The organism is Polaromonas sp., from assembly GCF_035638815.1.
Lineage (GTDB): Bacteria > Pseudomonadota > Gammaproteobacteria > Burkholderiales > Burkholderiaceae_C > Polaromonas.
Genome location: NZ_DASQZG010000016.1, coordinates 15,355 through 34,401 on the forward strand (window position 1 = coordinate 15,355; position 19,047 = coordinate 34,401).

At 60.1% G+C, this 19,047-nt stretch carries 17 protein-coding genes; 10 read left to right on the forward strand and 7 right to left on the reverse strand.

Annotated features, from left to right (window positions below):
- Positions 1–33: 33 nt before the first annotated feature.
- From VE934_RS10345 to VE934_RS10365, 5 genes are all read right to left on the reverse strand, one after another.
- Positions 34–1,074 carry an acyltransferase gene (locus VE934_RS10345; protein ID WP_324887102.1) on the reverse strand — a complete coding sequence of 347 codons (1,041 nt, stop codon included), beginning with the start codon at positions 1,072–1,074 and terminating at the stop codon, positions 34–36.
- Positions 1,075–1,109: 35 nt separating this feature from the next.
- Positions 1,110–2,072: a nitronate monooxygenase family protein gene (locus VE934_RS10350; protein WP_324887104.1), complete on the reverse strand. Its 963-nt coding sequence runs from the start codon at positions 2,070–2,072 to the stop codon at positions 1,110–1,112.
- 103 nt (positions 2,073–2,175) lie between these two features.
- Complete coding sequence (locus VE934_RS10355; RefSeq protein WP_324887106.1) at positions 2,176–3,966, reverse strand: acyl-CoA dehydrogenase; 1,791 nt, start codon at positions 3,964–3,966, stop codon at positions 2,176–2,178.
- A 106-nt stretch (positions 3,967–4,072) separates the two neighbouring features.
- Positions 4,073–5,005 (reverse strand): electron transfer flavoprotein subunit alpha/FixB family protein, encoded by a 933-nt coding sequence (locus tag VE934_RS10360; protein ID WP_324887108.1) that lies wholly within the window; start codon positions 5,003–5,005, stop codon positions 4,073–4,075.
- Between the two features lie 105 nt (positions 5,006–5,110).
- On the reverse strand, positions 5,111–5,860 hold the full coding sequence (locus tag VE934_RS10365; RefSeq protein WP_324887110.1) for an electron transfer flavoprotein subunit beta/FixA family protein: 750 nt from the start codon (positions 5,858–5,860) through the stop codon (positions 5,111–5,113).
- A 324-nt stretch (positions 5,861–6,184) separates the two neighbouring features.
- On the opposite strand from VE934_RS10365, the gene VE934_RS10370 reads away from it, so the two are divergent.
- The 3 genes from VE934_RS10370 (at position 6,185) to VE934_RS10380 (ending at position 9,069) form a co-directional block, all read left to right on the forward strand.
- A complete protein-coding gene (locus VE934_RS10370; protein WP_324887112.1) occupies positions 6,185–7,207 on the forward strand; it encodes a TRAP transporter substrate-binding protein in 1,023 nt (340 codons plus the stop codon).
- 87 nt (positions 7,208–7,294) lie between these two features.
- Complete coding sequence (locus tag VE934_RS10375) at positions 7,295–7,780, forward strand: TRAP transporter small permease (protein WP_324887114.1); 486 nt, start codon at positions 7,295–7,297, stop codon at positions 7,778–7,780.
- A complete protein-coding gene (locus VE934_RS10380) occupies positions 7,777–9,069 on the forward strand; it encodes a TRAP transporter large permease (protein ID WP_324887116.1) in 1,293 nt (430 codons plus the stop codon). Before VE934_RS10375 ends, VE934_RS10380 begins: the two co-directional genes overlap by 4 nt.
- Here VE934_RS10380 and VE934_RS10385 read toward each other — a convergent pair.
- Together VE934_RS10385 and VE934_RS10390 are read right to left on the reverse strand one after the other, a co-directional pair.
- Positions 9,059–10,336: a mechanosensitive ion channel family protein gene (locus tag VE934_RS10385; RefSeq protein WP_324887118.1), complete on the reverse strand. Its 1,278-nt coding sequence runs from the start codon at positions 10,334–10,336 to the stop codon at positions 9,059–9,061. The two genes, VE934_RS10380 and VE934_RS10385, sit on opposite strands and share 11 nt — an antisense overlap.
- Positions 10,337–10,373: 37 nt before the next feature.
- Complete coding sequence (locus tag VE934_RS10390) at positions 10,374–11,327, reverse strand: histone deacetylase family protein (RefSeq protein ID WP_324887121.1); 954 nt, start codon at positions 11,325–11,327, stop codon at positions 10,374–10,376.
- Positions 11,328–11,357: 30 nt separating this feature from the next.
- Here VE934_RS10390 and VE934_RS10395 point away from each other — a divergent pair, with 30 nt between their 5' ends.
- The 7 genes from VE934_RS10395 (at position 11,358) to VE934_RS10425 (ending at position 19,030) form a co-directional block, all read left to right on the forward strand.
- The gene (locus tag VE934_RS10395) at positions 11,358–12,278 is read left to right on the forward strand and encodes a MoxR family ATPase (protein WP_324887123.1); all 921 of its coding nucleotides are present in this window, start codon (positions 11,358–11,360) and stop codon (positions 12,276–12,278) included.
- Between the two features lie 80 nt (positions 12,279–12,358).
- Positions 12,359–13,357, forward strand: a complete 999-nt coding sequence (locus VE934_RS10400; protein ID WP_324887125.1) for a DUF58 domain-containing protein — start codon at positions 12,359–12,361, stop codon at positions 13,355–13,357.
- A gap of 736 nt (positions 13,358–14,093) precedes the next feature.
- Positions 14,094–16,088, forward strand: a complete 1,995-nt coding sequence (locus VE934_RS10405) for a DUF3488 and transglutaminase-like domain-containing protein (protein WP_324887127.1) — start codon at positions 14,094–14,096, stop codon at positions 16,086–16,088.
- Positions 16,089–16,126: 38 nt separating this feature from the next.
- Positions 16,127–17,242 carry a lytic murein transglycosylase B gene (gene mltB, locus VE934_RS10410; protein WP_414693833.1) on the forward strand — a complete coding sequence of 372 codons (1,116 nt, stop codon included), beginning with the start codon at positions 16,127–16,129 and terminating at the stop codon, positions 17,240–17,242.
- A gap of 76 nt (positions 17,243–17,318) precedes the next feature.
- Positions 17,319–17,885, forward strand: a complete 567-nt coding sequence (locus VE934_RS10415; protein WP_324887129.1) for a cytochrome b — start codon at positions 17,319–17,321, stop codon at positions 17,883–17,885.
- Entirely contained in the window at positions 17,882–18,433 is a 552-nt protein-coding gene (locus VE934_RS10420; protein ID WP_324887131.1) for a YceI family protein, read from the forward strand. The genes VE934_RS10415 and VE934_RS10420 overlap by 4 nt, the downstream gene beginning before the upstream one ends.
- A gap of 30 nt (positions 18,434–18,463) precedes the next feature.
- Entirely contained in the window at positions 18,464–19,030 is a 567-nt protein-coding gene (locus VE934_RS10425; RefSeq protein WP_324887134.1) for a YceI family protein, read from the forward strand.
- Positions 19,031–19,047 lie beyond the last annotated feature (17 nt).

A 19,047-nucleotide genomic window follows, 5' to 3' on the forward strand; every position in this document is an offset into this window, starting at 1 on the left:
GGGCAAGAGCCGTATTTCGCTCCGAAGTTTCGTTTATCGACGGCGAAACGCAGGCAGCGCTCGCCAAGCCGCAGCGGGAGATTCCACGCCCACGTAGAGCGCCCAGCCAGCCAGCAAAGACAGCCCAAAGCCCGCAAGCATACCGAGGCTGTTTGGCACAAGCTGCCCGGGCCAGACATGGGTGACGATGGCGTTGACCAGCAGGCAGACCGAAAAGTGGATGAGGAAAATCGAATACGACATTTGTCCCAAACGCAGCAACCACGGAGCCTGCAGCCAGCCAAAAGTCCACCAACCGCGTTGCATGAACACAAGACTCAGCGCAACCAGCAATGCCAGCAGCATGCGACCCCGGAAATCAATCGCCAGGGCGCAGGCAACGAGCACCGTCATGCCAAGCAGCCAGCGCACAGGATGCTGACTGCGCGATGCCCACCAGGCCATCATGCCGAGCGCGTAAGAACCGAAGAAATACAAAGCCGTTGCATCGAGGCCACCGTGGCGGTTGAAGACCAGCAAGGACGCAGCCGCCACAACCAGCACGGCCCAACGCTGCCAATGGCGCGGCACCCATGTGAAGAGGGCCACACTGACCACAAAGAGCTGGAAGTCAATCGCGACGTACCAGATACCGGCGGACAAAGCTTCCTGGCCAACCAGATCCTGCAGAAAAAACACGTGCGCCACCAATTGCGAAAAGCCAGGCGCGTCGGGCACAGAGGGGTGCGCAAACCACGGACGCACGGCAGCAGCGACCGCAACACAAATAAGCACCGCGACCACCAGCGGCAATGCCAACCGCCGATAACGACGAAATATCAATTGCCCCGGCTGGGCGGGTTTGTCAATGTGCAGCGACGTCAGTGCCGCAGCTGCCAGAAAACCGCCCACCACCAGAAACACCTGCACCGCCATACGCCCGTAGTCATACAGCCAGTTGATCAAACCTGGTGCGGCGGTTTGGACAACATCAGACATGGGTCCATAAAAGGCCAGGTGATGCCAGACGATGAGCATGCAGGCCAGCGCCTTCAGAGCATCAATGCCCGGCAGGCGCTGCGGGGATGGCGTCAAGGCGGCAGCTTGTCGACGCGTGACGGGAGAGGTGACTAAGCGCAAACCCGCTGGCGTGCTTCCTGGTACTCGCGTTTGAGCTGCGCCACATAGTCGGCCGTGCTCTGCACCTTGTTGACAGAGCCAATGCCCTGGCCACAGCCCCAGATGTCTTTCCAGGCTTTGGACTTGCTGCCTTCGCCGCCGCCAAAGTTCATGGTCTTGACGTCGCCTTCGGGCAGGTTGTCAGGGTCCATGCCCGCCGCGCGGATGGAAGGTGCGAGGTAGTTGCCATGAACGCCGGTGAAAAGACTGCTGTAGACGATGTCGTCGGAGTTGCTGTCAACAATCGCCTGCTTGTAGGCGTCTGATGCGCGGGCCTCTTCGGTGGCGATGAAGGCAGAGCCGATATAAGCGAAGTCTGCACCCATGGCCTGCGCGGCCAACACAGCGCCGCCGGTGGAGATGGCGCCTGACAAAGCAAGCGGGCCGTCAAACCACTGGCGGATTTCCTGAATCAATGCAAACGGGCTTTTAACACCCGCATGGCCGCCCGCGCCCGCAGCTACTGCCACCAGGCCGTCGGCGCCTTTTTCAATCGCCTTGCGTGCAAACTTGTTGTTGATGATGTCGTGCAGTACCACGCCACCATAGCTGTGCGCTGCGGCGTTGATGTCTTCACGCGCGCCCAGCGACGTGATGTAAATCGGCACCTTGTACTTCACGCACATTTCCATGTCATGTTCCAGCCGCTCATTGGACTTGTGGACGATCTGGTTGATGGCAAACGGGGCGGCAGGTTTGTCCGGGTTGGCCTTGTTGTAGGTAGCCAGTGTCTCGGTGATCTCGGCCAGCCATTCGTCAAGCTGCGAAGCCGGACGCGCGTTGAGAGCAGGCATGGCGCCAACAACACCGGCAATGCACTGCGCAATCACCAGCTTGGGATTGCTGATGATGAACAGCGGCGAGCCGATGATGGGCAGCGGCAGATTTTGCAGGGTCTTGGGGAGTTTGGACATGGTTTGCGTTATCGGGTTAAAGGAAACCGTCGTCCCGGACTTGATCCGGGATCCATGGTGGTGTGCCTGCATGGATTGCGGGTCAAGCCCGCAATGACAAGAATCAGAACGCTTCCAGCGCCAGAGCCGTCACGCTGTCGGCACCGTCCACAATGCTGTCGCGAATGCCCGGGGCCTTGCTCAGCAGGTGGTCGGCGTAGAAAACGGCCGTGGTGACTTTGGCCTGCATGAAGGCCGTGTCTTCGCCGCGGGCCAGATGTTCTTCAGCCACCAGCAGGGAGCGCGCCATTTGCCAGCCCGCCACCACGTTGCCCGCCAACATGAGGTAGGGCACGCTGCCTGCAAACACGGCGTTAGGCGACGCCTTGGTATTACCTGCCACAAAGTTCACCACGTCCACAAAGGCTTCACGCGCGGCCTTCAGGCGCTTGGCCACTACCTTGGCGGCAGCCCCACCCTGCTTGACCAGCAAGGCCTCGGTGGCTTCGATTTGCGCAGCAATGGCTTTGGCTGTCTGGCCACCATCGCGTGCCGTCTTGCGGCCCACCAGGTCATTAGCCTGGATGGCAGTGGTGCCTTCGTAAATCGTCAGGATCTTGGCATCGCGGTAATACTGCGCTGCGCCGGTTTCTTCGATGAAACCCATGCCGCCATGCACTTGCACGCCCAGCGAGGTGACTTCCAGACTCATCTCGGTGCTGTAACCTTTGACCAGCGGCACCATGTATTCATAAAACGCCTGGTTTTGTTTGCGCACGTCGGCATCAGGATGGTGATGCGACGCGTCATATGCCGCCGCGGCGACAGAGGCCATGGCGCGGCAGCCCTCAGTGTAGGCACGCATGGTCATCAGCATGCGTTTCACGTCGGGGTGATGGATGATGGGCGCGCTGGCGTTGATCGAACCATCAACCGGACGGCTTTGCACACGGTCTTTGGCAAAGGCCACAGCCTGCTGGTAGGCCCGCTCGGCCACCGCGATGCCCTGCATGCCCACCGCGTAACGCGCCGAGTTCATCATGATGAACATGTATTCCAGCCCGCGATTTTCCTGACCAACGATGTAGCCAATGGCACCGCCGTTGTCGCCGTATTGCAAAACGGCGGTCGGGCTGGCCTTGATACCCAACTTGTGCTCGATGCTGACGCAATGCACATCGTTGCGCGCACCCAAAGCGCCGTCTTTGCCGACCATGAATTTCGGCACCACAAACAGGCTGATGCCCTTGACGCCTTCTGGGGCGCCGGTCACACGTGCCAGCACCAGATGCACGATGTTCTCGGCCATGTCGTGCTCACCGTAGGTGATGAAAATCTTGGTGCCAAAAACCTTGTAGGTTCCGTCAGCCTGCGGCTCAGCGCGCGAGCGCACCATCGCCAGGTCAGAGCCGGCCTGTGGCTCGGTCAGGTTCATGGTGCCCGTCCATTGACCGCTCACCAGCTTTTCAAGGTAAATCGCCTTGAGTTCGTCCGAACCTGCCGTCAGCAGCGCCTCGATGGCGCCATCGCTGAGCAGCGGGCACAGCGCAAAACTCATGTTGGCGGAGTTGAGCATTTCACCGCAGGCTGCGCCTATGGTTTTGGGAAGACCCTGACCGCCAAAGTCCAGCGGATGCTGCAGCCCCTGCCAGCCACCCTCGGCATATTGCTTGTAGGCTTCCTTGAACCCCGGAGTAGTTGTGACCGCGCCGGACTGAAAGCTGGAGGGGTTGGTGTCACCCGCCCGGTTCAGCGGCGCAAGCACACCCTCGTTGAACTTGGCGCATTCTTCGAGTACCGCCTGCGCGGTGTCGAACCCGGCTTCTTCAAAGCCGGGGATCTGCGCCACTGCGTCGATGTTGGCCAGGTGTTTAATGTCAAACAGCATGTCCTTGAGGGGGGCCTTGTAGCTCATGTTCTTGTCTCCGTTATATGTGTCATCCCGGACTCGATCCGGGATCCATGCCGGCGCACCAACACAGCTTGCGGGTCAAGCCCGCAATGACAAGTTCTAAAAAGTCTTACAGCGCAGCGACCAGCTCAGGCACAGCCGTAAACAGATCGGCTTCCAGCCCGTAATCAGCCACGCTGAAAATCGGTGCTTCGGGATCCTTGTTGATCGCCACGATGACCTTGCTGTCTTTCATGCCGGCCAAATGCTGAATCGCGCCGCTGATGCCGGCAGCAATGTAGAGCTGTGGCGCAACAATCTTGCCGGTCTGGCCAACTTGCCAGTCGTTGGGGGCGTAACCCGCGTCAACCGCAGCACGCGAAGCACCCAGCGCTGCACCGAGCTTGTCGGCCAGTGGGGTCATCACTTCATCAAACTTCTCGGCGCTGCCCAAGGCACGGCCACCGCTGACAATGATCTTGGCTGCGGTCAATTCAGGACGGTCGCTCTTGGCAATTTCGCTGCCCACAAAAACGGACTTGCCGCTGTCGGCAACGCCGGCCACCACTTCAACGGGAGCAGAACCGCCGCTGGCTGCAGCCGCATCAAAACCGGTGGTGCGCACCGTGATGACTTTGGTTGCGTCCAGGCTTTGGACGATGGCAATCGCATTGCCCGCATAAATCGGACGCTCAAAAGTGTCAACTGCATCCACTTTGGTGATATCGGAAATCTGGCCCACGTCCAGCATGGCAGCCACGCGCGGGGCGATGTTTTTGCCCGACGCCGTGGCGGGAAACAGGATGTGCGAATAGCTGGAAGCCAATGCGATGACTTGTGCAGCCATGTTTTCGGCAAGGCCGTGTTCGAAGTAGGCGGCATCCACGTGGATGACCTTGGTCACGCCAGCAATCTGGCTGGCAGCCTGCGCAGCGGGGCCGGCGTTCAGGCCAGCTACCAGCACATGCACGTCGCCACCGCATTGAGCAGCAGCCGTGACGGTGTTCAGCGTGGCGGGGCGGATGGTGGCGTTGTCGTGTTCGGCAATTACGAGAGATGTCATGAGGTAACTCCTGGGGAGATATGGATATAAGTCGCTGTAGGTTTGGGGCTTTGATTCATCGACCGGTCGATCCCCGCTTTGCGGGGCCCCTCGCCCGGGATTCCATCAAAGGACCTTGGCTTCGTTCTTCAGCTTGTCCACCAGTGTGGCGACATCGGGCACCTTGATGCCGGCGCTGCGCTTGGGCGGCTCGCTGACCTTGAGGGTCTTGATGCGCGGCTTGACATCCACGCCAAGATCTTCGGGCTTGAAATTGTCGAGCTGCTTTTTCTTGGCCTTCATGATGTTGGGCAAGGTCACGTAACGTGGCTCGTTCAGGCGCAGATCGGTGGTGATGATGGCGGGCAAAGTGAGGGACAGCGTCTCCATGCCGCCGTCGACTTCGCGCATGACCACGGCCTTGCCGTCTGCAACGTCAACCTTGGAAGCAAAGGTGGCCTGGGGCCAGCCCAGCATGGCGGCGAGCATCTGGCCGGTCTGGTTGCAGTCGTCGTCAATCGCCTGCTTGCCCAGAATCACCAGCTGGGGCTGCTCTTTTTCGACCAGGGCTTTCAGCAGCTTGGCCACGGCCAGTGGCTGCAACTCTTCTGCTGTCTCAACCAGAATGGCGCGGTCTGCACCGATGGCCATGGCGGTGCGCAGGGTTTCCTGGCACTGGGCCACACCGCAGCTGACCGCGATGACTTCGGTCACAACACCCTTTTCCTTGAGTCGCGTGGCCTCTTCGACGGCAATCTCGTCAAACGGGTTCATGCTCATCTTGACATTGGCAATATCGACACCGGTGCCGTCGGATTTAACGCGGACTTTGACGTTGTAATCCACAACGCGTTTGACGGGGACCAAGACCTTCATTTGCAGGACTCCAAGAGTTGAGAGAGTTGACGTGTACGTAAAGCGTTTGATTCTATGCTGCACTTGCACAGCACCCACCGGCAAACCCGGTTCTGGCCGATCTTTGAGTTAAAAAGAACGGTCGTTCTATTTTGATTATAGGAGCCGATGGCGCGCCAGTTAGAGCCATCACCCCAATTACTTGTATCCGTTGTGACAGGGCTAATTAACAGACCGTTGGGTCGGTTAATTCGGGTAAGTCGGGACAGACCTGCATCAGTCACTGACATACAGTGGGTTTTTTTCGGCCCCTAACCCTTTTCCACCGACTGCCCTGGAGTGTTCATGAAAATCAAATCCCTCGCCGCCGCCCTGCTCACCGTGGGCTGCGGCCTTTGCGGCGGAATGGCCAGCGCACAAACAGTGTTCACCGTGTCCAGCTGGTTGCCACCTACGCACACCCTGAGCATGGCCCAAAAGGAATGGTGCGACCTGCTGGAAAAAAACACCACCGGCAAGATGAAATGCAACATCCTGCCGCGCGCCGTGGCTGCGCCACCCGGCACCTACGATGCTGTCAAAAATGGTGTGGCCGATATTTCCTACACCGTGCACGGCTACACCCCCGGACGTTTTCTGTACACACAGATGGCGGAGTTCCCCTTTCTGGGTAACAAGGCGGAGCCCATTTCCATTGCCTTCAACAAAATCGCGTTCAAGAACCCGCAATTTCTGTCTGAGCATCAAGGCGTGAAGGTCCTCTCTTTCTTCACCCACGGCCCCGGCATCGTCTTCAACACCAAAAGGCCCGTCACCAGTGTGGAAGAGGCGGCTGGACTGAAATGGCGTGTTGGCGGCGGCATGGTGAATGAAATCTCCAAGTCGCTGGGCATGAATGTCACGCTGAAGCCGGCCCCCGACTCGTATGAGCTGCTGTCCGGTGGTGTGATGGACGGCACGCTCTTCCCCGCAGAGTCGACTGAGTCGTTTCGTATCGACAAACTCATCAAACACGCCACCATGTTTCCGGGCGGCCTGTACAACACCAGTTTCGTGTTCATGATGAACCAGGCCAAGTACGACAAACTCAGCGCGGATGAGAAGAAGGCGGTTGACGCCATCTCCGGCGAAGTAGCGGCACGCATGTATGGCCGCGGCTGGGACAAAGTGGATACCCGCGCCACGGCCTTGATGCAGGCCAACAATGTGCAGATCGTCAAGGCCAATCCTAAATTTGTGGCCGACGTCAAGACGCGCACGGCCCCGCTTGAGCAAAAATGGATCAAGGACGCAGAAGTCAAGGGCCTGAAAGACGCGGCCAAATTGCTGGCGGAGTTCCGCGCCGAAATCGCGAAGCAGGAAAAATAAACACCCAGCTCCGCGAGCAAGCCAGCGCGGGCTCATGCAGATGAGCTCCGCGCTTTTTTACGTGCAGCAACAAGATAGAGATTGCGATTGAAAAAGACCATTGAATGGACGTGCGGCCTGCTGGCCGCCTGCGCACTGTTTGCCATCATGGCGCTGACATTTTTTGACGTGACCGGGCGCAAGCTCTTGTCCAACTCCATTCCAGGCTCGCTTGAGCTGACAGAGTTGCTGATGGTGGTCGTGATTTTTGCGGCCTTGCCACTGGTGTCCCTGCGCGGAGAACACATTGTTTTTGACTCTCTGGATCATTACCTTCCCGCTGCTGTCCGCAAGATGCAACGAATGCTGATGCATGGCGTGTGCTGCGTTTGCCTGCTGGCGCTGGGTTACCTGATGTGGCAGACGGGCGGCCAGTTTCTGGAAACCGGTGAAACCACCGCCCAACTCAAAATATTGAAGGCGCCATTCATGTACGGCATGTCCGCCTTGTGCGTGGTTGCCGGGTTGATTCATCTGGGTTTTGCGTTCAAGCCTTCCGCACCGGCTGATGAAGCCGAAGGGGGTGCTCTGTGACCGAAGCAATGATCGGCTTCGCCGCCATATTTATCCTGGCACTGATGCGTCTGCCTCTGGCCTTTGCCATGGGCCTGGTCGGCATTGTCGGCATGGGCCTGACGCGCGGGTGGTTGCCTGCACTGACCAGTACCGCTCAGGTTGTTCACGAAACCGGCTTTGCCTACACACTCTCCGTCATTCCGCTGTTTATCCTGATGGGCAACTTTGTTGCGCGAGCTGGCCTGGCGCACGAGCTGTTTCACGCCGCTTACGCCTTCATTGGCCACCTGCGCGGCGGCCTGGCACACGCCACCATCGCGGCGTGCGCCGGGTTTGGCGCCATCTGCGGCTCGTCCATCGCCACGGCAGCCACCATGAGCAAGGTGGCCTATCCGTCGATGAAAAAACTGGGCTACAGCGATTCGCTTTCTACGGGTGTGATTGCGGCAGGCGGCACGCTCGGCATCATGATCCCTCCCTCCACCATCATGGTGATCTACGGCATCGTCACCGAAACCAACATTGGCAAACTGTTTGCGGCGGGGGTGATCCCGGGGATTCTCACCGCCCTGCTCCTGATGGTGGCCGTGCTCTTCATGACTTTTCGCGATCCTGAACATGCGCCCGCTGGTGAAAAATCCACATGGACACAGCGCTGGGCGGCATTGCGCGGCATCTGGGGCGTGTTGCTGCTGGTGGTGCTGGTGCTGGGCGGCATTTATGGCGGTGTCTTCACCGCCACCGAGGGTGCTGGCATAGGAGCGGCGGGCGCCTTCTTCTTTGCGCTGGCCCGCAGGCGGCTTACGGTTAAATCGACGCTTGAAGTGCTGGTGGAGTCGGCGCGCACCACAGCCATGTTGTTCACCCTGCTGATAGCCGCAACCATTTTTGCCAACTTCGTCAATTTCACCTCCATGCCCAATGAGCTGAAGGAGTGGATCACCCACCTCGGCTTGTCACCCCTGATGGTCGTGGCCGCAATGATGGCGATTTACGTGGTGCTGGGCACGGTGATGGAAGAGCTGACCATGGTGCTGCTGACCATTCCGCTGTTTTTCCCGATTGTGGTGGCACTGGGATTTGACCCGGTGTGGTTTGGCGTGCTGATCGTGATGGTGATTCAGATTGGATTGATCTCGCCACCTGTCGGCATGAATCTGTTTGTGCTCAACACCCTGCTACCCAAGGTGGGCCTGGGCAATATCTTTCGGGGTACTTGGCCTTTTGTTGTCATGCAGGTGGTGGCGCTCGGGATCTTGCTGGCCTTCCCCGCGCTCAGCCTTTGGTTGCCGTCGTTTATGAAGTGACGCGTTGCAGCACGATGCCGGGCGCCCGGATGGCAATGCCAGCGGCTTCCAGCGCACGCAGGATGGCCAGGTTAATCGTTGAGCGCAAAGCCAGGGCGCCCGTTTCCGGATTGGTGATCCAGTAACTCAGGGTGAACTCCAGCCCTTCGGCGCCGAAGGCTGACAAGGCGGCAAACGCGGCGGGGTCCTTGAGCACCCTCTCCTGTTTTTCAGCCGCCTCCACCAGCAACCCCATCACAACATCCACATCGCTGCCATACGCCACCGACAGCACGATGGTTTGGGCGGCGCGCGGGTCGGCACGCGAGATATTCTCCACACGGTTGATCACCAGCATTTCGTTGGGGACGATGGATTCGCGGCCATTGAGCGCACGGATCACGCTGTAGCGAGCATTGATGTCGCTGATGCGGCCTTCATAGTTATCAACCTTGATGTTGTCCCCAATGCGCAACTGTCGCTCAGCCAGAATGACAAATCCGCTGACATAGTTGGAGGCCAGCTTTTGCAGGCCAAAACCCACGCCCACACCAATGGCGCCGCCCAGTACCGACAACGCGGTCAGATCAATACCAACGGCAGACAGGGCAACGAGCAAACCCACAAACAGGAGCACGGCGCGCGTGGCGTTGCTGAGGGCCTTGCGCAGGGAGAGCTGGCTCCCCGTTGACGACTTGAGCAGGCGCGCCTCGATGCCGGAAGAAATCCAGAGGGTGATGATCAGCACAATGCAGGCGCTGACGGCCCCTTCCAGAAGGGTGCGCACTGACAACGTGGAGTCGCCCACCTTCCAGCGAATGTCGTCAAGCTCTTCAAGCACCAGAGGGAGCAGGCCGCTGACCCACAACACCATAACCAGCCAGGCCACCCAGGAGATGCTGCGCTCCAGAATCCGCACCACCGGGGACTGCACAAAAACCACCTGCAGAACCTTGACGCCGAGGCGAATCACCGCCAGCGCAACCAGGACCGGAATGGCAATTTTGAAAACGGCCACTGGCAGCGAACGCGCCAGCAGCATGAACGCAAGGTAAGCCAGCGACAACAGCACCAGCGGAAACATCACGCCGTCAATGATGTTGCGTCCGAACCAGATTGAGCGTTCGTCCGGCAGACCGCTGGCACGACGCACTCCCCAGACCAGGCCCCACGCAAGCCCCACACACAGCAACAACACCGCTACCTCGGCCAGTGCGCTGGACTGGGTGAGTGTCGCCAGCCAGGTATCAATATCGTCAATGCGGGCGCTGGGTTTGCCTACAGCCATCGATGTTTCCTTGTCTCGACCAATGCATACATGCCTGTCATAAATCAGCCAGCACCCGGATGTGTGCCTCCACGCTGCGCGCCAGCGCGCCCAGGTTGTAGCCACCTTCAAGAGAGGACACCACGCGCCCCTTGGCGTGGCGTTTGGCCACATCCTTGATGCGCTGGGTGATCCATGCAAAGTCCTGCTCGGTCAAGCCCATCTGCCCCAGGTCATCGTCGCGGTGGGCATCAAAACCAGCGCTGATGAAAATCATCTGCGGTTTGAAAGCTTCCAGACGCGGAATCCACGTCGCCTCGATCAGCTCACGGACCTCCATGCCCTTGGTATAGGCCGGCACTGGCAGGTTCACCATGTTGCTGGCGCTAGTTTGGTTGCCGGTAAAGGGGTAGAAGGGATGCTGGAAGAAGCTCACCATCAAGATCCTGTTGTCACCCGCGATGATGTCTTCGGTGCCGTTGCCGTGGTGAACATCAAAGTCAATGATTGCCACGCGCTTGAGGCCGTGGCGCTGCAGCGCATATTTGGCCGCAACGGCAATGTTGTTGAAAAAACAAAAGCCCATGGCCTTGTCGCGGCAGGCGTGGTGGCCGGGCGGGCGGACGGCGCAGAACGCGTTTTCCACCTCGCCGGCCATCACCGCATCGGTGGCCGCAAGAGTTGCCCCCGCTGCGCGCAGGGCCGAGGTCCAGGTGTGGGCGTTTAGCGCCGTGTCAGGGTCAATCTGGGCGTAAGCCGGGCCGCCGGCCTGCACCTCGTCGGCCAGCCGGTCACTCATGCCGCGCATGGCGGAAATCATCATGCGCCCATGGGCCAGCTCCAGGTCGGTCAGCGAGGCAAGCGGCGCCTCCCGCTTGTCCAGCGCGTCGCCCACGCCGGTGATCAGCAGGCGGTCTTCGATAGCATCCAGGCGCTCGGGGCACTCGGGGTGGCCGGCGCCCATTTCATGCTTCCAGCAGTCTTTGTGGGTGAAGTACGCGGTCGCGCTCATGGCGGAAAATTTTGCGGTAAGGTTGATGGCATGAACGCGAAACAAAAAATTCAGGCGCTATTAAATCAGCTTAACACGGTCATTGTGGGCAAGCCCGCCCAGGTGCAGGACTGTGTCGCCTGCCTGCTGGCCGGCGGACACTTGCTGATTGAGGACGTGCCGGGCGTTGGAAAAACGACTTTGGCGCATGCACTCTCACGCTCATTTGGTCTGCAGTTTTCACGCGTGCAGTTCACCGCCGACCTGATGCCCAGCGACCTGTCGGGCGTCTCTATTTATGAGCGCCAGAAAGAAGCCTTCGTCTTTCACCCCGGCCCTGTGTTTGCCCAGGTGCTGCTGGCCGATGAGATCAACCGGGCCAGCCCGCGCACCCAAAGCGCATTGCTGGAGGCCATGGAAGAAAAGCAGGTGACGGTCGAAGGTGAAACCCGGCCTCTGCCCGTGCCTTTTTTTGTGATCGCCACACAAAATCCGCACGATCAGCTGGGCACTTACGCACTGCCCGAGTCCCAACTGGACCGTTTCCATATGCGCATTTCGCTAGGTTACCCAGACCGCGCAGCCGAGCGGGAGCTGCTTGGCAGCAAGGACCGCCGCGACATGCTGGACAACTTGCCGCCTTTGCTGAGCCCACACGACCTGCTGGATTTGCAACAGCAGGTCCTCACCGTTCATGCAGCCGATCCGCTACTCAATTACCTGCAGGACCTCATTGCCGCAACCCGCTCGGGCCACTGGTTTTTACAGGGTTTGAGCCCGCGCGCGGGGATTGCGGTCATGCGTGCGGCCCGGGCCCAGGCTTTTTTGAGCGGGCGCGATTACGTGGCCCCGGATGACATCGTGGCCGTGCTGCCTCAAACGGTTGCGCACCGGCTGATTCCGGTGAGTGATGCGGGACGTGGTTCTGTTGAACAAGTCCGGGCCATGCTTGAGGCCGTGCCCTTGCCGTGAAATTGACTCCCCCCCGAAGCGCCTCCGGCGCCTCCCCCCCGGGGGGGCGCCACCCGTGGCCGGGCAAAGCCGGTTCCACGGTGGCCCGCGAATGGAATCCCCTGGTGTTCGTCCGCAGCCGTTTTCGTGGGTGGTGGCAAGCCCGCCTGCCTCTGACCGATAGCGTGTTGCTGACACAGCGCAACGTCTACATTCTGCCGACCCGGCCGGGCTTCATGCTGGCGCTGACGCTGCTGGTTCTCCTGGTCGCCTCCATCAATTACCAGCTCAACCTGGGCTACCTGCTGACCTTTCTGCTGGCCGGCAGCGCCGTCGTGGGCATGCATGTGTGCCACGCCACCCTGCGCGGGCTCGCAATGAATTTGATAGCGCCTCCCGCCCAGTTTGCGGGGGCAGCAGCCGTTTTTGACGTCAAACTCACCAACACCCGCCGATCCACGCGGCACGGGATCGGGCTCAGTGTGCTCCCCACGGAAGGTTCTACCAGCCAGTTGCACTGGGTGTGGACCGACGTGCCCGCGCAGAACAGCACCACCGTGCAGGTGGCCTTTACGCCCAGCCACCGCGGCCTGCACCGCCTGCCCATCCTGACCGCCGAAACCCGCTTTCCCCTGGGCACATTCCGCGTCTGGACCATCTGGCGCCCTGCCGCGCAAATTCTGGTCTACCCAGCGCCTGAGCTGCAAGCGCCACCCTTGCCTCCCGGCGAGCCCCGGTCCGGCAGAACTGCCGCAGCAGCCCGGGTGCAAAACAGCGGCGAGTTCGACGGCATCCGCGGATACCGGCGCGGCGACCCATTGAAACTCGTGATGTGGAAAAAAGCCGCAAAAGCTGACGAACAGGGCAATGGGTTGGTGGTGCGCGATGCCCAGCAGGCGCAGCATTACGAGCTGCAGCTCGATTTTGTAAAAGCCGGAGCGCTGGGTACCGAGGCACGGCTATCGCGGCTGTCCGCCTGGGTGCTGATGGCGCACAAGATGGGGCTGAGTTATGGCTTGCGGCTGCCAGGTTTGCAGATCAAGCCTGGGAGTGGGGAGGCGCATAAGAGGCAGTGTCTGGAGGCGTTGGCTTTATGCTGAGTTACGTTGGCGTCATTGCGGGTGCTCCCTGTCAAAGTGCCTCGGGCAAGCCGGGTCTCGCCCCGGCGGGCGAGGCACTTTTCTTTGAGTCGCCAAAGAAAAGTACCCAAAAGAAAGGCGACCCGATGGTCCGGGTCCCCTGCGCTTCGCTCCGGGGCAACCTGCGGTGCTCGGTAAAAGCGGGGTCTCGCAGAACTCGCCTTCGGCTCAGACAGCTGCGAACCCTGATCCGCTTTGACCTGCGCTCCTCGGCCCGGCCCGACGGGGTTTGGGAGGGAAGACAAACCCGGGGAAACAAGGACACGCCATGGCGTGTCCTTAGTGGATTTGGCTTTTTCCCCCGCTTCTCCACCCCTTCTGTATGCGCCGAGGAGCGCAGGTTCAGACGGATCAGGGCTGACACTTGTTTGAGCGCAGCGAGTTTGTGTCAGACCCCGGCTGAACCGAGCACCGCAGGTTGCCCCGGAGCGAAGCGCAGGGGACGCAGACAGCGGGGTCGCCTTTTCTTTGCTTACTTTCTTTTGGCGAAGCAAAAGAAAGTGAGTAGCCGCCGGGCTACCCCCGGCAAGCAGGCAAATCACCAGAATTGGATGCAAACACAGGCTTCGACAAGCTCAGCCCGAACGGAACGAGGAGACAGTAGGAAGCCAACATGGATCCCGGATCAAGTCCGGAATGACAGCAATGGGTTGCCGGATGACAAATCTGAAGGCAACAACGGCCTCGGAAAATCCCCATGCTGACCCGCCTCCAATCCCTCCCCCGCGACAGCCGGGACACCCTGTTCCTGTTGGCAGTCATCGCCTGGGTGCTGTTGCCGCAGATCGGCGAATTACCCCTTTGGTGCAGCGCAATGGCGGCGGGGATGCTGCTGTGGCGCGGCCGTCTGGCCTTCAAAGCCCAGTCCCTGCCTGGCAAATGGTGGCTGTTGGGGCTCTTGGTCATCGCGGTGGGAGCAACGGCATTGACTCACAAGACGCTGCTGGGGCGCGATGCCGGCGTCACTCTCATCGTGATTTTGCTGGCCCTGAAAACACTGGAGCTGCGCGCTAAACGCGACGCCTTCGTGATTTTTTTCCTGGGCTTCTTTACGATGCTCACCAACTTCTTTTACTCGCAGTCGCTGTTGACGGCTTTCAGCATGCTGTTCGGGCTGCTGGGCCTGCTCACGGTTGTGGTCAACGCCCACATGCCGGTGGGGAAACCACCCCTGTGGGAAGCGGCGAAGACTGCGAGCTGGATGGCCTTATTGGGTGCACCCATGATGGTCATCCTCTTTTTGCTGTTTCCACGCATCGCCCCCCTGTGGGGCCTTCCTTCCGACGCCATGACCGGACGCAGCGGCCTGAGCGGAACGATGCAGGTCGGAACTATCGCTGAGCTGGCGCTCGACAGCAGCGTGGCCATGCGGGTCCAGTTTCAGGGCCCCACGCCGGCGCAGCGCGATCTGTACTTTCGCGGCCCAGTCCTCTCCAGTTTTGACGGACGCGAGTGGCGGCCGTCGTTTCGCTCAAGCTTCCCCTCCCGTTACAAGCTGGCCGACAACCTGACCGTTCAGGGAGAGCCCGTCTCCTACCAGGTGACCCTGGAGCCAACCAGCCGCCCCTGGCTGTTTGTGATGGAAGCCACCAATCGTAGTCCTGCCCTGCCCGGCTACGAAACGCGCATGAACAGCGAGCTCCAGTGGCTGACGGACCGCCCCATCAGCGACCTGGTGCGCTACAGGGTACAGAGCTACCCACAATTTCGGCATGGACCAGAGAAGCAGGAGGTTGGCCTGCAGGAATTTGTGGATCTGCCGTCAGCCTTCAACCCGCGCACGCTGGCGCTGGCTGCAGAGATGCGGCGCGACCCGCGGTACGTGCAGGGCGGCACCGCAGCGCTGGTGGAGGCAGCACTTGAGCGGCTTCGCACCGGCGGATACGTGTACACACTGCAACCCGGAGTGTATGGAGCCAACACAGCTGACGAGTTTTGGTTTGACCGCAAGCAGGGATTCTGTGAGCACATCGCATCAAGCTTTGTGGTGCTGATGCGCGCCATGGATATCCCGGCCCGGATTGTCACGGGCTACCAGGGCGGAGAAGCGAATCCCGTGGATGGCGTCTGGATGGTGCGCCAAAGCGACGCGCACGCCTGGGCCGAAGTCTGGTACGCCGGCAAAGGCTGGGTACGAGTAGATCCCACCTCGGCCGTATCTCCAGAACGCACAGGCGCCTTCCAACGGCTGGTGGCAGAGCCCGGGTTGGTTGGGCAGGCCTTGCGCAGCTTCAATCCCACACTTGCCGCACAATTGCGGGCCACCTGGGAGGCCGTCAACAACCGCTGGAACCAGTGGGTGTTGAACTACACCGAAGGCAAGCAGCTTGATCTGCTCAAGAACATCGGCTTTGAGTCCCCAAGCTGGGAAGACCTCAGTTATGTATTGCTGGGCATCATCGTGCTGGTGAGTCTGGGCGGTGCCAGTTGGGCCTGGTGGGAGCGCGTGCAGCATGACCCTTGGCTGCGCCTGCTTTCCGGGGCACGCAAGCGGCTGGCCAAAGCCGGTATTTCCAGCAATGCGTCAACGCCGCCGCGCCAGCTTGCTTTACAGGTTCTGCGCCGCCGCGGAAAGCAGGGTCAGGCATTGCACGACTGGTTGATGCAACTGGAAGCGCAGCGCTATTCCCGCGCTTCGGCGAGCTTTGCGGAACTGAAAAAACAATACCACCAGCTAAACTGGCCGGGTTGAGCGATTTCAGCCTTCCCGCCTCCCAAACAGCCTTGCGCATGATCCCCTATTCCCTTTTCAAGCTCACCTCGCTTCGCACCCCTGTTGCTCTTCTTTTAATAGCATTCTGCGCCCACGCTTCCTGGGCCAGAACCCCAAAAGACTTGAAACCCCGCAGGACTGTCAGCCAGCCCGCTCAAGGACCCAGCTATTCAAGTCGACCCGAGGTGATGCAGTTTGCCGATGACCTGGCCAGCCGCCGCAACCTGGACCCCGCTTGGGTACGCGACACGATTGGGCAGGCGCGCTACATGCCCAGCGTTGTGCGCCTGATGCAGCCGCCGGCAAAAACCTTTGTAAAAAATTGGCGCGTTTACCGTAGCCGCTTTATTGACCCCGTGCGTATCGAAGCCGGCGTGCGGTTCTGGCAGGACAACCGGGCCTCGCTGGCCCGCGCTGAAAGTGAATACGGCGTACCGGCCGACATCATCGTGGGCATCATCGGCGTTGAGACCATCTACGGCCGGGACACTGGCAGCTTTCGTGTGCTGGACGCGCTCACCACCCTGGCCTTTGATTTTCCCGCCACGCACCCACGGGCCCGTGAACGCACCGAGTTTTTCAGAGGCGAAGTTGAACAGTTTTTGACCATGCAAAGCCGCATGGGCTCAGATCCGACCCTGCCGCGCGGCAGCTACGCCGGCGCCATGGGCATGCCGCAGTTCATGCCGTCCAGCTGGAACAAATATGCGGTGGATTTCGACGGCGACGGCAAGGTGGATCTTTGGAACAGCACCAGCGATGTCATTGGCTCGGTGGCCAACTACTTCAAGGCTTTTGGCTGGCGGCCCGGCATGCCCACCCACTACCCCGTGCGATTTGACAACGCCATCCTCGACATGGACGCCCTGATGGCGCCCGACATCCTTCCAACCTTTGGCGTGGCCAGCTTTGGCGCCAAAGGCGCGGTGCTGGAAGGGGCGGCCCTGCAGCATGCCGGGCCGCTGGCCCTGGTTGAACTGCTCAATGGCGACCCAGCCAACGGCGGCAGTGGCCCGACCTACGTAGCCGGCACTGAAAACTTCTATGTCATCACCCGCTACAACTGGAGCAGCTACTACGCCATGTCGGTCATCGAGCTCGGTCAGGAAGTAGCGGCGCGGATCAGGCCTTAGCGCGCCGGGCTCGGTGCCTCTCGGGGTATTCACTGGCCCCATATCGCCGGTCACCAATTGGAGGCAGAATGATTCGGTGCGCCCTGATCATGCCAACAGCCCACCCGTCGCCTACACACGCACAGCCATTGTTCTACACGGGACGATGGCCGTGCTGCTGGTGGCAGGTTTCTCGGTCGGTTTCTACATGGTGGACCTGCCGCTCAGCCCCCTGAAACTTCAGCTCTACTCGTACCACAAATGGATAGGGCTCAGCATTGCGGGCTTTCTGCTGTTTCGTTTGGCCTGGCGTGCCCGGCACGCGCCTCCTCCACTGCCCGCCCTTATGCCCGCGTTGCAGACAAGCGCCGCGCATGTCAGCCACCTGCTGCTGTATGTGCTGATGTTCTGCGTGCCGGTTTCGGGCTGGCTGATGAGCTCCGCCAAAGGCGTTACCACGGTGTACTTTGGCTTGTGGGCGCTGCCTAATTTACTGTCGCGCGACGAGGCGCTGGGGCAGCTTCTGGGGGCCTTGCACGTCATCCTCAACTACACGCTGCTTTGCCTGGTTGCTCTACACGTCGCAGCAGCTTTAAAACATCACTTCATCGACCGGGACGGCCTGCTGGGCCGCATGTTCCGCTTTAACAGGGCACATTCATGAAAGCCATCACCGCAGCGCTGGCGCTACTCATCTCCTCAGCTAGCATCGAGGCTGCTGAATACCGCCGGGTTGACCTTGGCGCCAGTCGCATCACTTTCACGTCCCGCCAGATGGGCGTTGCGGTGGACGGCGCCTTCCGCAAATTCGACGCAAGCGTTGCGCTCGACCCCGCGGCACCAGCGGCAGCCCGTGGCCAATTGCGCATTGATCTTGCGAGCATTGACACCGGCGTGCGTGAAGTCAATGAAGAAGTCACCGGAACGCAATGGTTTGACGTCAAGAGCCATCCAGAGGCGCGTTTCGACATGCGCCAGATCCAGCCCCAGGGCGGCGGACGCTTTCAGGTCAATGGCACCCTGACCATCAAGGGCATTGCCCAACCTGTGGTCATGGAGGCGATGCTCAAACCCGGCGCCAACCAGGCCGTGATGGATGGCTCATTCGTCATCAAGCGCCTCGACTACGGCATTGGCGGCGGCGTTTGGGGCGACGTCAAGGTGGTGGCCAACGAGGTGACAGTGCAGTTTCAGCTTGTGCTGCGGCCTTGACAACACGAACATCCTGCTTGAGAGGCATCCATGAAAAAACTCGTCGCCATCCTGCTGTGCTGCCTCACCTTGTCCCCGGTGATGGCAGTCGATATTTACGACCGCGACCCGGACCACACCTTCGCTTTCTTCGAGTTCAACCACCTCGGCTTCAGCCTCCAGCGCGAACGTTTTGACAAAGTTGATGCAACGGTCACCCTGGATCTTCCCAACCAGACGGGCAGCGTGGACGTCACGATTGATGTGCGCTCCATCAGCACCGGATCGGCCCTGTTCAATCAGGTTTTGATGAGCGACAGTTTTTTTGACGCCGAAAAATTTCCGGTGGTGACCTTCAAATCCACCAAACTTACTTTCGGTAAGTTCGACGACGTGACCTCAGTTGACGGAAACCTGACCATCAAGGGCATCACGCAGCCGCTGACCCTAACAGTGACCAACTACAAATGCGGCATGCACCCGATGCTGCGTAAACAAACTTGTGGCCTTAACGCGACCGGGAAAATCCGGCGAAGCGAGTTCAACCTGGGGAGATTTGCACCGCTGATCAGCGATCAGATCACGCTGCATGTGGCTATGGAGGCGCTCAAGCGCTGAGATTTAACAGCTGATGA

Excerpts from the sequence above, each read along its gene's own strand:
- VE934_RS10350 (WP_324887104.1), bottom strand. The coding sequence starts at position 2,072 with ATGTCCAAACTCCCCAAGACCCTGCAAAATCTGCCGCTGCCCATCATC.
- VE934_RS10355 (WP_324887106.1), bottom strand. The coding sequence starts at position 3,966 with ATGAGCTACAAGGCCCCCCTCAAGGACATGCTGTTTGACATTAAACAC.
- VE934_RS10360 (WP_324887108.1), bottom strand. The coding sequence starts at position 5,005 with ATGACATCTCTCGTAATTGCCGAACACGACAACGCCACCATCCGCCCC.
- VE934_RS10365 (WP_324887110.1), bottom strand. The coding sequence starts at position 5,860 with ATGAAGGTCTTGGTCCCCGTCAAACGCGTTGTGGATTACAACGTCAAA.
- VE934_RS10370 (WP_324887112.1), top strand. The coding sequence starts at position 6,185 with ATGAAAATCAAATCCCTCGCCGCCGCCCTGCTCACCGTGGGCTGCGGC.
- VE934_RS10385 (WP_324887118.1), bottom strand. The coding sequence starts at position 10,336 with ATGGCTGTAGGCAAACCCAGCGCCCGCATTGACGATATTGATACCTGG.
- VE934_RS10390 (WP_324887121.1), bottom strand. The coding sequence starts at position 11,327 with ATGAGCGCGACCGCGTACTTCACCCACAAAGACTGCTGGAAGCATGAA.
- VE934_RS10395 (WP_324887123.1), top strand. The coding sequence starts at position 11,358 with ATGAACGCGAAACAAAAAATTCAGGCGCTATTAAATCAGCTTAACACG.
- VE934_RS10405 (WP_324887127.1), top strand. The coding sequence starts at position 14,094 with ATGCTGACCCGCCTCCAATCCCTCCCCCGCGACAGCCGGGACACCCTG.
- mltB (WP_414693833.1), top strand. The coding sequence starts at position 16,127 with ATGATCCCCTATTCCCTTTTCAAGCTCACCTCGCTTCGCACCCCTGTT.
- VE934_RS10420 (WP_324887131.1), top strand. The coding sequence starts at position 17,882 with ATGAAAGCCATCACCGCAGCGCTGGCGCTACTCATCTCCTCAGCTAGC.
- VE934_RS10425 (WP_324887134.1), top strand. The coding sequence starts at position 18,464 with ATGAAAAAACTCGTCGCCATCCTGCTGTGCTGCCTCACCTTGTCCCCG.